13 protein-coding genes are annotated in these 13,019 nt (G+C 54.2%); 10 read left to right on the top strand and 3 right to left on the bottom strand.

The genetic code is table 11. The features are described 5' to 3' along the window. Nucleotides 1-6: 6 nt before the first annotated feature. Both dpiA and dpiB read right to left on the bottom strand, forming a co-directional pair. Nucleotides 7-687 carry a two-component response regulator DpiA gene (dpiA, locus tag EOS97_RS16810; protein WP_000138784.1) on the bottom strand — a complete coding sequence of 227 codons (681 nt, stop codon included), beginning with the start codon at nt 685-687 and terminating at the stop codon, nt 7-9. Continuing rightward, entirely contained in the window at nt 656-2,317 is a 1,662-nt protein-coding gene (gene dpiB / locus EOS97_RS16805) for a sensor histidine kinase DpiB (RefSeq protein ID WP_127836181.1), read from the bottom strand. The genes dpiA and dpiB overlap by 32 nt, the downstream gene beginning before the upstream one ends. Before the next feature lie 385 nt (nt 2,318-2,702). Here dpiB and citC point away from each other — a divergent pair, with 385 nt between their 5' ends. The 9 genes from citC (at nt 2,703) to rnk (ending at nt 11,001) form a co-directional block, all read left to right on the top strand. Continuing rightward, nucleotides 2,703-3,779, top strand: a complete 1,077-nt coding sequence (gene citC, locus EOS97_RS16800) for a [citrate (pro-3S)-lyase] ligase (protein WP_127836180.1) — start codon at nt 2,703-2,705, stop codon at nt 3,777-3,779. Further along, the gene (gene citD, locus EOS97_RS16795) at nt 3,776-4,072 is read left to right on the top strand and encodes a citrate lyase acyl carrier protein (protein WP_000700679.1); all 297 of its coding nucleotides are present in this window, start codon (nt 3,776-3,778) and stop codon (nt 4,070-4,072) included. The genes citC and citD overlap by 4 nt, the downstream gene beginning before the upstream one ends. Next, a complete protein-coding gene (gene citE, locus EOS97_RS16790) occupies nt 4,069-4,977 on the top strand; it encodes a citrate (pro-3S)-lyase subunit beta (RefSeq protein WP_000622342.1) in 909 nt (302 codons plus the stop codon). The genes citD and citE overlap by 4 nt, the downstream gene beginning before the upstream one ends. Before the next feature lie 9 nt (nt 4,978-4,986). After that, on the top strand, nt 4,987-6,516 hold the full coding sequence (citF, locus tag EOS97_RS16785; RefSeq protein WP_000192323.1) for a citrate lyase subunit alpha: 1,530 nt from the start codon (nt 4,987-4,989) through the stop codon (nt 6,514-6,516). Between the two features lie 3 nt (nt 6,517-6,519). Further along, nucleotides 6,520-7,071, top strand: coding sequence for a citrate lyase holo-[acyl-carrier protein] synthase (gene citX, locus EOS97_RS16780; RefSeq protein WP_001236063.1), 552 nt, complete (start codon nt 6,520-6,522; stop codon nt 7,069-7,071). Beyond that, nucleotides 7,043-7,939, top strand: a complete 897-nt coding sequence (gene citG, locus EOS97_RS16775; RefSeq protein WP_000982653.1) for a triphosphoribosyl-dephospho-CoA synthase CitG — start codon at nt 7,043-7,045, stop codon at nt 7,937-7,939. The genes citX and citG overlap by 29 nt, the downstream gene beginning before the upstream one ends. Nucleotides 7,940-7,976: 37 nt before the next feature. Further along, a complete protein-coding gene (gene citT, locus EOS97_RS16770) occupies nt 7,977-9,440 on the top strand; it encodes a citrate/succinate antiporter CitT (RefSeq protein WP_000059029.1) in 1,464 nt (487 codons plus the stop codon). Nucleotides 9,441-9,549: 109 nt separating this feature from the next. Further along, nucleotides 9,550-10,356, top strand: a complete 807-nt coding sequence (gene rna / locus EOS97_RS16765; protein WP_001092568.1) for a ribonuclease I — start codon at nt 9,550-9,552, stop codon at nt 10,354-10,356. 234 nt (nt 10,357-10,590) lie between these two features. After that, the gene (gene rnk, locus EOS97_RS16760; protein WP_000089748.1) at nt 10,591-11,001 is read left to right on the top strand and encodes a nucleoside diphosphate kinase regulator; all 411 of its coding nucleotides are present in this window, start codon (nt 10,591-10,593) and stop codon (nt 10,999-11,001) included. A gap of 82 nt (nt 11,002-11,083) precedes the next feature. Here the strand turns inward: rnk and EOS97_RS16755 are convergent, their stop codons facing one another. Further along, nucleotides 11,084-12,322 (bottom strand): zinc-dependent alcohol dehydrogenase, encoded by a 1,239-nt coding sequence (locus tag EOS97_RS16755; protein WP_000646120.1) that lies wholly within the window; start codon nt 12,320-12,322, stop codon nt 11,084-11,086. 222 nt (nt 12,323-12,544) lie between these two features. On the opposite strand from EOS97_RS16755, the gene uspG reads away from it, so the two are divergent. Beyond that, complete coding sequence (gene uspG / locus EOS97_RS16750) at nt 12,545-12,973, top strand: universal stress protein UspG (RefSeq protein WP_000278499.1); 429 nt, start codon at nt 12,545-12,547, stop codon at nt 12,971-12,973. Nucleotides 12,974-13,019: the final 46 nt, after the last annotated feature.

The following is a 13,019-nucleotide window of genomic DNA, read 5'->3' as shown; positions in this document are numbered from 1 at the left end:
CCAGGCTTAGCCGCCGTGGTAAATACGCTGCGGCCTGCCCACTTTGCCATGAATAATCTCTGCGACAATCAGGTGCTGACTCGCGCAATATTCCAGGTAGCGTCGGGATGTGGTGCGGCTTATAGTTAAGGCCTGCGCGACCGTTTCAGCCGTATGGCGTACGGTTGGATCGGCAAACAGCTTCATCACCGCATTAAGGGTTAAGGCATCAATACCGGTCGGCAAATCCCCTTTCGGTTCGCCGCGCGCATAGGCGTTGAACATTTCATCTATCTGCTTCTGGCTTGCGCTATCCGCGCTCGCCAGCATACGTCTGCGCTGTTGATAACGGGTCAGCGTCTGCCCCAAACGCTCATAAGCAATAGGTTTGACCAGATAATCAAACGCGCCGCTACGTACCGCTTCCGCTACCGTCTCCATGTCACTGGCGGCGGTCGTAAACACGACGCCGCCGGGATAGCGCGACTGCATTAATTCATGCAGCAGCGTAATCCCCTTCCCATCCGGCAGATAATTATCCAACAGAATTAATCCAGGTTTGAACCGGTCAATCATCATTCTCGCCTGCGCCAGATTGCCCGCCAGCCATATCTGGTTAAAGCCAGGAATATGGCGGATATATTCTGCGTGCATCTCCGCCAGCAGCGTTTCATCCTCAACGATCAATAGGGTTAATGGTTCTGTCATCGTTTTTTTTCACTTTCGGAAGGAATAAAGAAAATAAGGTGCCACAAGGATCATTGTTTTCCAGCGTAATGACCCCGCCACAGCGCCCCACATAACTTGCAATCAGATATAACCCGATACCATGCTCACCGGGTTCGTCGGTTCGGGTACTTACGCCCTGTTCAAAAATCTTTTCCCGCAGCGCTTCAGGAACGCCGCAGCCCTGGTCGGCGACCTCTATTACCACCTCGTCGCCCTCGTCGCTCAGGAAAAGTTCGATGGTCTTGTCGCCTTCCTGTGTACGCAAACTCGCCTCAAACGCGTTATCCAGCAGATTCCCGACGATGGCGGCGAACTCCGTGCTATCCAGCCCCTCCGGCAGTTGATGTAGCTGACTGCCGGGAACTATCACCATCTTGAGCCCCAGTTCACGCGCGCGCTGAACTTTGCCAAACAGCAAACCGGCCACCTGACGATCGGCGAAGGCGCCGCGTAAACTATCAATAAGTTGCTGCTGCGCCTGCGATTCGCCCTGCACCATCTCTCTGACCCGATCATACTCTTTCATTTGCAGCAGGCCGTTCAGAGTCGACATCCAGTTCAGGTGCTCATGGCGTAGCGTGCGCAGGCTCTCAACATACTGTTTAATCTGAGTTAACTGCGCGTTCAACGTCGCGATTTCATCCTTGCTGCGAAAACTAATAATAGCGCCCAGCAGCTCCTCGCCGGAACGGATAGCCTCACGATTGGCGATGACGCTCAGGCCATTGAAGTTAGCCATCACATCCTGACGTCTTTCTGCGATCTGGCAGGTAAAAAAGTCTGCCGGATTGACGACTTCCGCTATCAGCTTGCCCAGCCACTGACGCCCCGGCGACGGCAGCCCCAACATTTTTCTCGCATTGCGGTTAATCGCGGTGATATGTCCCTCCGGATCAACGGCGATCAGCCCTTCATAAACCGAGCTAAATAACGCCTCCTGCTGGCGTACCACACGCGCAATCTGTTTCGGCTCCATGCCCAGCATTTGTCGGCGGATATGCGCGGCGAAAAACCAGGAAAGCAGCATTAATACCACCAGCAACAGGACAAAAACCCCCGCCATCGGTAATAAGAAGTCCAGCCGCCAGGAGTCGATTTTACTGACCAGATAGCCAATTGAAACAACGCCGATCACGTTGCCTTCGTTGTCAAAGATAGGCGTTTTGGCGCGCATCGCCATCCCTATTGAGCCCTTACCGGTAATGAAATAACTTTCTCCTCTTTCCAGCGCGCCGGGTTTCGTAAACTGCATGGGATAGCCGATTTTTTCCGGATTCGGATGGTAAAGCCGGATCGAGTGGCGATCGCCTATCACCACATAGTCAAAATCCGTCCCGCGCTGCAGTTTATTCGCAATTATCGCCAGGCGTTTATAGTCCCGGTTTTTTACGGCAGCGATAATGCTGTCGTTAGAAGCAATAATTTTTGCCTGATTCATCGCCATATCACGAACATGGGACGCCAGATAATCTTCGAAACTGGCAGACAAATATTGTGCTAACGCTGCCACGATGAAAACAGAAACCACCAGAATGAGCAGAAAAATACGTAACGGAAACGCGAGTTGCCGAAAAAAAGGAAACAGCTTTTTATTATTCTGATAGGACATTAAGGTTCCTTATGGGCATTTCTCTTCAGATTTATCGCAAATGTAATAAAAATGTTTTGAGTATCTTGAAGCATATAAAAACCAATCGTTACAGATTCCCCACATTAAATCAATTAAACAACTAAAACCCACCGCCGGAATGGCGATTAAATTAATTAAAAAACTTAAAACCATAAAACACTTAAAAACCATCTAACGCTTTGTGAAATAAATCAAAATTTACCACCAAAATACTCCTTACGATGTATACGTCAGTGAGAAAAAATAAATAACTCGTCATAAAAATACTCCCACTCTGACTGAAAAGAAAAAGTTATCAAGTTGCAACACAGCGCAACATATACAGAAAAGTGGCAACAAGTATATCACCAGGATATTTCTTACTATGTTTGGCAATAATGTATTCACTCGGGTAAAACGCTCTGAAAATAAAAAAATGGCGGAGATCGCTCAGTTTCTCAAAGAGAATGATTTAAGCGTCGATACCACTGTAGAAGTGTTTATTACCGTCAGCCGTGATGACCGTCTTATTGCCTGCGGCGGTATTGCCGGAAATATCATTAAATGCGTGGCCATTAGCGAATCAGTACGCGGCGAAGGCTTAGCGTTAACGCTGGCGACGGAATTGATTAATCTCGCCTGGGAGCGGCACTGCACCCATCTTTTTATTTATACCAAAACGGAATACGAAGCGCTGTTTAAACAGTGCAGCTTTTCGACGATAGCCAGCGTCCCTGGCGTAATGGTCTTAATGGAAAATAGCGCGACCCGGTTGAAACGGTATGCGGAATCGCTGGCGACATTGCGTCATGAGGGAAAGAAAATTGGCTGTATTGTGATGAACGCCAATCCTTTCACGAACGGCCATCGCTATCTGATCCAACAGGCGGCGGCACAGTGCGACTGGCTGCATCTGTTCCTGGTCAAAGAAGATACATCACGCTTTCCCTATGAAGACCGACTCGATCTGGTCCTTAAAGGGACCACCGATATCCCGCGCTTAACCGTTCACCGCGGCTCCGAATACATTATTTCTCGTGCGACGTTCCCCTGCTATTTCATTAAAGAGCAGAGCGTCATTAATCACTGTTATACCGAAATCGACCTGAAGATTTTCCGCCAGTATCTGGCGCCCGCGCTTGGCATCACACACCGCTTTGTCGGTACGGAGCCGTTTTGCACCGTTACCGCCCAGTACAACCTTGATATGCGTTTCTGGCTGGAGACGCCAACGCTTCCCGCCCCACCCATTACGCTGGTGGAAATAGAGCGGCTTTGCTTCCAGGAGACGCCGATATCCGCCTCCTGGGTACGCAAGCTGCTGGTTAAACACGATCTCACGGCTATCGCGCCGCTGGTTCCCGACGCCACCCTGCGCTATTTGCAGGGCATGGTCGAACGCCATCCGGGCAGCGCGGCAGCCCGTCAAAAGTCCCCCGTATTAGCAACAGGTGAAAAATGAAAATAAACCAGCTAGCCGTCGCAGGCACGCTTGAGTCCGGCGATGTGATGATACGCATTGCGCCGCTCGATACGCAGGATATTGACCTGCAAATCAACAGTAGCGTTGAAAAACAGTTTGGCGAGGCCATTCGCGCCACCATCCTGGAGGTGCTTTCTCGCTACGACGTGCGCGGCGTACAACTGAACGTTGATGATAAAGGCGCTCTGGACTGCATTTTGCGCGCCCGACTGGAAACGCTACTGGCGCGCGCCAGCGGTATTGCCGCTCTGCCCTGGGAGGATCGCCAATGATTTCCGCCTCTCTGCAACAACGTAAAACCCGCACCCGCCGCAGTATGTTATTCGTACCGGGCGCCAACGCGGCGATGGTGAGCAATTCGTTTATCTACCCGGCCGACGCGCTGATGTTCGACCTGGAAGACTCCGTTGCATTACGCGAAAAAGACGCGGCGCGCCGTCTGGTATATCACGCGCTGCAACACCCGCTTTACCGTGACGTCGAAACTATTGTCCGCGTGAATGCGCTGGACTCCGAATGGGGCGTCAACGATCTGGAGGCGGTCGTGCGCGGCGGCGCGGACGTGGTGCGTTTACCGAAAACCGACACCGCGCAGGACGTCATTGATATCGAAAACGAAATTCTGCGCATTGAAAACGCCTGCGGTCGCGAACCGGGCAGTACCGGCCTGTTAGCCGCCGTGGAATCGCCGCTGGGTATTACCCGCGCGGTAGAAATCGCCCACGCCTCTGAACGGTTGATCGGGATTGCGCTGGGCGCGGAAGACTATGTTCGCAACCTGCGCACCGAACGCTCTCCGGAAGGCACCGAACTGCTGTTCGCCCGCTGCGCCATTTTGCAGGCCGCGCGTTCCGCCGGCATTCAGGCCTTCGATACCGTCTATTCCGACGCCAACAACGAAGCCGGTTTCCTGCAAGAAGCCGCCCACATTAAACAGTTGGGCTTTGACGGTAAGTCACTGATCAACCCCCGCCAGATAGAACTGCTGCACAACCTTTATGCGCCGACGCGTAAAGAGGTCGCCCATGCGCGTCTGGTCGTTGAAGCCGCAGAAGCCGCCGCCCGCGAAGGTCTCGGCGTCGTTTCCCTTAACGGCAAGATGGTCGACAGCCCGGTGATTGAACGCGCCCGTCTGGTGCTCTCCCGTGCAGAACTTTCCGGTATTCGCGAAGAATAAGGCAAAAAAATGACGCAGAAAAATGAATCTCAACGCCAGGATCGCGTAGCAGCCTGGAGCCGTCACGCTGAAAGCGAACTGAGCGCTTACCAAAGTGCGGCAAAATTGGATCTACAAGCGCAAAAACCGCGCGACCACAAACTGTGCGCCAGCCTGGAAGAGGCCATCCGCCGTTCCGGTTTACGCGACGGCATGACGCTTTCCTTTCACCACGCGTTTCGCGGCGGCGATCTGACGATTAACCTGGTGATGGAAACCATCGCGAAGATGGGCTTCAAAAATCTGACCCTGGCCTCCAGCTCGCTGAGCGACTGCCACGCGCCGCTGGTTGAACACATTCGTAACGGGGTGGTCAGCCGCATCTACACGTCAGGCCTGCGCGGCCCGCTGGCGGAAGAAATTTCTCGCGGCCTGCTGGCTGAGCCGGTTCAGATTCACTCCCACGGCGGTCGTGTGCATCTGGTACAAAGCGGCGAACTCAATATTGATGTTGCGTTTCTTGGCGTGCCCTCCTGCGATGAATTCGGTAATGCTAACGGTTATACCGGCAAAGCCTGTTGCGGTTCACTGGGCTACGCGATGGTGGATGCCGACAGCGCGAAGCAGGTCGTGATGCTGACGGAGCAACTGCTGCCGTATCCGCATAACCCGGCAAGCATCGCTCAGGATCAGGTTGATCTGATCGTGCAAATCGAAGAAGTCGGTGATGCAAACAAAATCGGCGCTGGCGCGACCCGCATGACCACTAATCCGCGTGAACTGCTGATCGCCCGCAGCGCGGCGGAAGTCATTGCTCACTCCGGCTACTTCAACGAAGGTTTCTCCCTGCAAACCGGCACCGGCGGCGCATCGCTGGCGGTCACCCGCTTCCTGGAAGACAAAATGCGTAGCCGCAACATTGTGGCTAATTTCGCGCTGGGCGGAATCACCGCCACCATGGTCGACCTGCATGAAAAGGGCTTAATCCGCAAACTGCTTGACGTGCAGAGCTTCGATCGTAACGCTGCGCAATCTTTGGCCCGCAACCCGAACCATATCGAAATCAGCGCTAACCAGTACGCCAACTGGGGCTCTAAAGGCGCTTCCGTCGACCGTCTGGACGTGGTGGTGCTGAGCGCGCTGGAAGTAGACACCCACTTCAATGTTAACGTGCTGACCGGCTCCGACGGCGTTCTACGCGGCGCGTCCGGCGGCCACTGCGATACCGCCGTCGCGGCGGCGCTGTCCATCATCGTCGCGCCGCTGGTGCGCGGTCGCATCCCAACGCTGGTTGATAACGTCACCACCTGCGTCACACCGGGCTCCAGCGTTGACATTCTGGTCACCGATCACGGTATCGCCGTCAATCCGGCGCGTCCGGAGCTGGCTGAACGCCTGAAAGCAGCGGGAATGAAAGTGGTATCGATTGAGTGGCTGCGCGAACGCGCGCAACTGCTTACCGGTCAGCCCCGCCCTATCGAATTCACCGACCGCGTGATTGCTGTCGTGCGTTATCGCGACGGTTCAGTGATCGATGTGGTGCATCAGGTGAAGGAATAAGCCATGCGCCTGTTTCCTGAACTCGCCACCTGTCACGACGTTTCTATTCCTGAGCTGCTCGCCAGCCGGGATGAGAGACAAGCAAGACAGCGCGCCTGGCTAACGCGCCACGCCACTCCACTGGTCTCCTTTACCGTGGTGGCGCCAGGCCCGATAAAAGACAGCGCGTTAACCCGCCGGATCTTTAATCACGGCGTGACTGCCCTGCACACGCTGGCAGAAGAGTATGGCTGGACCATCCGGGAGCAGGCTGCACTGGCTTCCGCCAGCGGGCCGGAAGGGCTGCTGGCGATTGACGCGCCCGCTCAGGCGCTCAAACAGGCGACCATCGCGCTTGAACAGCGTTATCCACTGGGGCGCCTGTGGGATATCGATGTCCTGACGGCGGAAGGCGAAATACTCTCCCGCCGCCATTTCGCGCTTCCCGCCCGCCGCTGTCTGCTGTGCGGGCAAAGCGCGGCTGAATGCGCGCGGGGTAAAACCCACGCGCTGACTGATTTACTGATTCATATGGAGGCGCTGCTGCATGATGCCGATTCCCGCCAACCCGACTAACGCCTCCATTCAGCCTCAGTCGCTGTATGACGCCTGGGCCGATTTGGCCTGGCGCGCCATGCTGACCGAGGTAAATTTATCGCCAAAACCCGGTCTGGTAGACCGACTAAACTGCGGCGCGCACAAAGATATGGCGCTGGCGGATTTTCACCGCAGCGCGGAGGCGATTCGACACTGGCTGCCGCGCTTTATGGAATATGGCGCCAGCTGCACGCGCCTGCCGCCAGAGTCGGTTCTGGCGGGCCTGCGTCCATTGGGGATGGCCTGTGAAGCCGCGATGTTTCGCGCAACAGCGGGCGTCAATACCCATAAAGGCAGCATTTTCTCGCTGGGGTTACTGTGCGCCGCCATTGGCCGCCTGTATCAGCTACGCCAGCCGATCGCCGCAGAAACCCTCTGCGCTACCGCCGCCGATTTTTGCCGCGGCCTGACCACGCGCGAACTGCGCCAGAACAACCTACAGCTCACCGCAGGTCAGCGGCTGTATCAGCAACTGGGATTAACCGGCGCGCGCGGTGAAGCGGAAGCGGGCTATCCGCTGGTCATCCGCCACGCATTGCCGCACTACCGCGCATTGCTGGCGCAGGGGCGCGATCCGGAACTGGCGCTGCTTGATACCTTACTGCTGCTGATGTCGCTTAACGGCGATACCAACGTCGCGTCGCGCGGCGGGGCGGACGGTCTGCGCTGGTTACAGCAGCAGGCTGCGTTCTTATTACAGCAGGGCGGCATACGGACGCCTGACGATCTCGTTTATCTCCACCGGTTCGATCAGCAATGCATTGAACGCAATCTCAGCCCAGGCGGTAGCGCCGATCTGCTGATCGTGACCTGGTTTTTAGCGCAAATTTCGCAAGTTAATCATTAACACAATTATAGAAAATATCCTTTCCGGAGAGTCATTTATGTCTTTATCCAAAGATAATATATGGAAGTTGTTGGCCCCATTAGTGGTGATGGGCGTCATGTTGCTAATTCCTGTTCCAGATGGTATGCCGCCGCAGGCCTGGCACTATTTTGCGGTTTTCGTCGCGATGATTGTCGGTATGATCCTGGAGCCGATCCCGGCGACAGCGATCAGTTTTATCGCCGTAACCATTTGCGTTATCGGCAGCAATTACCTGCTATTTGACGCTTCAGAACTGGCCGATCCGGCGTTTAAAGCCAGTAAACAGGCGCTGAAATGGGGGCTTGCCGGTTTCTCCAGCACCACGGTCTGGCTGGTTTTCGGCGCGTTTATTTTCGCGCTGGGCTACGAAGTGACCGGGCTGGGGCGCCGCATTGCGCTGTTTTTGGTAAAATTCATGGGTAAACGTACGCTGACACTCGGCTATGCGATTGTCATTATCGATATTTTGCTGGCGCCGTTTACTCCCTCCAATACGGCTCGTACCGGCGGGACTGTCTTCCCGGTCATCAAGAACCTGCCGCCGCTGTTTAAATCGTTTCCAAACGATCCTTCCGCACGCCGCATCGGCGGTTATTTGATGTGGATGATGGTGATCAGTACCAGCCTGAGCTCTTCGATGTTTGTCACTGGCGCGGCGCCAAACGTGTTAGGTCTGGAGTTCGTCAGTAAGATCGCCGGCGTCCAGATTAGCTGGCTGCAGTGGTTTCTCAGCTTTCTGCCGGTAGGGATTATTTTACTGATCGTTGCGCCGTGGCTCTCCTATGTGCTTTATAAACCTGAAGTGACCCACAGTGCGGAAGTCGCGGCCTGGGCTGGCGGAGAATTAAAAAACATGGGGCGTCTGTCCCGCAAAGAGTGGACGCTGATTGGCCTGGTGCTGCTTAGCTTAGGATTGTGGGTTTTTGGTGGAAAAATCATCAACGCCACTGCCGTGGGTCTGCTGGCCGTCTCGCTGATGCTGGCGCTGCATGTTGTGCCGTGGAAAGACATTACGCGCTACAACAGCGCCTGGAACACCCTGGTGAACCTCGCTACGCTGGTGGTCATGGCTAATGGCTTAACCCGCTCCGGCTTTATTGACTGGTTCGCCAATACCATGAGTACACATCTGGAAGGTTTCTCGCCGGATGCAACCGTCATTGTACTGGTACTGGTGTTCTATTTCGCGCACTACCTGTTCGCCAGCCTTTCCGCTCACACCGCGACCATGCTGCCGGTCATTCTGGCGGTGGGTAAAGGCATTCCGGGCGTTCCGATGGAACAACTGTGTATTCTGCTGGTGCTGTCTATCGGTATCATGGGCTGTCTGACGCCGTATGCCACCGGCCCTGGTGTGATTATCTACGGCTGCGGTTACGTGAAATCCAGAGACTACTGGCGGCTTGGCGCAATCTTTGGCGTTATCTATATCGCGATGCTGTTGCTGGTGGGCTGGCCGATTCTGGCAATGTGGAATTAAACATTACGCCAACGTAGGTTAAAAATGATGCCGTTCAGGTTCACCTGAGCGGCATTTTTTATGATTAAATGGGTAACATTCATAATGTGTATAAATTATCGAATTCATCATGAACACAATATGGCATTACAGTCCGCTGCTGGCTGCCCTCTTAACCCCAATTTTTGCCGCCAACGCCGACGAACTTCAGGCGCAACAGTACGGTGATTTCACTGACTATGTGCTGGCGCTTTCCTGGCAAACCGGTTTTTGTCAAAGCCAGCATGAACGCCGCCATCGGGAACCCGATGAGTGCCGTCTGCAAAAAGAGCCAGCCAACAAAGCAGACTTTCTGACCGTTCACGGCCTGTGGCCTGGATTACCCAAATCTATCGCCGCACGCGGTGTTGACCAGCGACGCTGGCAGCGCTTTGGTTGTGCGACGCGGCCAATCCCGAATCTGCCTGAAGTCAAGGCCAGCCGGAAATGCTCCGCCCCCGCCCCCGGACTTTCGCCTGACATTGCGGCAGCGCTTAAGGAAGTGATGCCCGGCGCGGGGGGGAATTCCTGTCTGGAGCGCTACGAATATGCCAAACATGGCGCCTGTTTCGGGTTTGCTCCCAATGCCTATTTCGGCACCATGATACGGCTGGATAAGGCGATAAAAGACAGCGCGCTGGGGCAGTTTCTGGTGGATAATTACGGCAAGACCGTTAGCCGCGCTGAGTTTGATAGCGTCGTCGCACAAATGTGGGGCCAGGATAATGTCAAAGCCGTTAAAGTAAACTGCCATGGCAATCCCGCCTATTTAACAGAGATTCAGTTTTCATTAAAGGCGTCGATGATTAACGCCCCGCTCTCCTCTGCCTCATTCCAGCCACAGCCGCATCCCGGCAACTGCGGGAAACAGTTTATTATCGATAAAGCCGGTTATTGACGAAGCAGAGGTTTAAAACCGTAGCCACATTTGAGAACACGCCCGAATGTAGACTAAAATTCACTCAGGGCTATGACGTTTGAGGATTTACCCGAATGTGAACTAAATCACTTCAAAGACGGGGTAAGTCTCAGTATCATCATGAGAGTTAAACCCTCGCCGCCAGACGGTGAGGGTTTTCTTTTGGGACCATTTACCTGCACTACTCGCAGTATCGATGACATGGAGTAAGAAATGTCCAGACCCACTATTATCATTAACGACCTTGACGCCGAACGTATTGATCGTCTTCTGGAACAGCCTGCGTATGCGGATCTGCCGATTGCCGACGCGCTCAACGCCGAACTGGATCGCGCGCAAATGTGTTCGCCACAAGAGATGCCGAACGATGTCGTCACCATGAACAGCCGCGTTAAATTCCGCAATTTGAGCGATGGTGAAACACGCGTGCGGACGCTGGTGTACCCCGCCAATATGACGGATAGCAGTACCCAGCTTTCGGTAATGGCGCCCGTCGGCGCGGCGTTGCTGGGACTGCGCGTCGGCGACACCATTCACTGGGAACTGCCGGGCGGCGCCTCCACCCATCTCGAAGTGCTGGAACTCGAATATCAGCCTGAAGCCGCGGGCGACTTCCTGCGTTAAACCATCTGCATAAGCGTTAATGCGTTTACACAGAGGATGCCTGCGCATCCTCTTTCCGTTAGCCCTTTCATTTCTGCCTGTTTCAGACAACGCCGCCTGGCATCGGGTTGATGACTCCCGTCACCTGTTTCTGCGCCGCTTGTGCCGACGTCGCTCCCGGCACCAGGATAACCTTCCGGCACTCTTCTTCGCGTTTTTCGAAAATTTCGTAGCCGCGCGCCGCCTCTTCAAACGGCATATAGTGCGTGACAATCTCCTCCGGCTTCAGCAACCCTTTTTCAATAAGCGGTAATAATTCCCCCAGCCACGCGTGAACATGGGTTTGACCCATTTTAAAAGTTAGCCCCTTATCAAAGGCGTCGCCGAATAAAAAGCCGTGAATAAAACCGGCATACACGCCGGGCACGCTGACCACGCCGCCGCGTCTGACCGCCGCGATACATTGTCGCAGCGCTTTGCCGCTGCTGCCTTCCAGTTTAAGGTTCGTCAGCACCGTCTCCGTCATGCTGCCTTTCGCTTCAAAGCCTACGGCATCAATTACCGCGTCCACGCCGCGGTGGCCTGCCGTCTGCTCGATGATTTTTTCCGCCGGATCGTTCTCATCATCGAAGTTGATCGGTATCGCGCCATAACGTTCTTCGGCGAAACGCAGGCGCCAGGCGTGGTGATCAACGACGAAGATCTGCTCCGCGCCCAGCAGTCGCGCACAGGCGATAGTCAGTAATCCTACCGGCCCTGCGCCAAAAACCGCCACGCTGGAACCTTGCTGAATCTGGGCATTTTTTGCCGCCTGCCAGGCGGTAGGCAAAATATCAGAAAGAAACAGCGCCTTATCGTCAGATAACAGCGGCGGCACCTTAAATGGACCAACATTACCTTTTGGCACGCGAACATATTCGGCCTGTCCGCCGGGAACGCCGCCATACAGATGGCTATACCCAAACAGCGCCGCCGGTGGCGGGATCTGTTTTTTATTCATCGCCGCGCCGTGTCCGTCGTTAGTGTTTTCACACGCTGAATATTGCTGTAGCCGACAGAAAAAGCAGTCACCACAGGCAATGACAAACGGGATAACGACCCGATCCCCTTTTCGAATATTCTTCACATCATGTCCGGTTTCCACCACCTCGCCCATAAATTCATGGCCGAAAATATCGCCATGTTTTACCTGTGGGATCTTGCCGCGATAGAGATGCAAATCAGATCCGCAAATCGCGGTGGCGGTAACACGCAAAATGATATCGTCAGGCTGCTCAATGCCGGGATCGGGTACGTTTTCAACCTTTACGTGATGTGGACCGTGATACGTCAATGCTTTCATGCAGCCTCCGGGGTAACGGTGAATGTCACGTTCGACTATAAAAGGGTAGCTATCCCGGAGAGACTGCCGGCAAAACAGGCGGCTTTAGGATTTTTCCTGGAAAATACATGACTTTTTTAACGTCAGGTTGCCGTAATATTTAAAATTGCCAGACAAATAGCAGAAAGAAACATTATTATATGCTTGAATAAATTCAGTATTGATTAACAGGGAGTAACAGGTATGTATAAGACAATCATTATGCCGGTTGATGTTTTTGAAATGGAACTTAGCGATAAAGCCATTCGCCACGCTGAGTTTCTGGCGCAACAGGATGGCGTCATTCATCTGTTGCATGTACTGCCTGGGTCCGCGAGCATGAGTCTGCATCGCTTTGCCGCCGACGTGCGTCGCTTTGAAGAACATTTACAGCATGAGGCGGAAACGCGTCTGCAAACGATGGTGGGACACTTCAGTATCGATCCTTCACGAATTAAAACGCATGTTCGCTTTGGTAGCGTGCGCGATGTCGTCAATGAGATGGGCGAAGAACTGGATGCGGATGTCGTGGTAATCGGTTCGCGTAATCCGTCCATCACGACACACCTGTTGGGGTCTAACGCCTCAAGCGTGGTGCGCCATGCGACGCTGCCAGTATTGGTTGTGCGTTAACCCTGGTGGCTAAAAACTGACACGCCCTGCCAGGTCACGCCTGGCA

It is taken from the genome of Salmonella sp. SSDFZ54, from assembly GCF_004010735.1.
Classification (GTDB): Bacteria; Pseudomonadota; Gammaproteobacteria; order Enterobacterales; family Enterobacteriaceae; genus Salmonella; species Salmonella enterica.
This window is presented reverse-complemented; position numbering and strand designations above follow the sequence as displayed.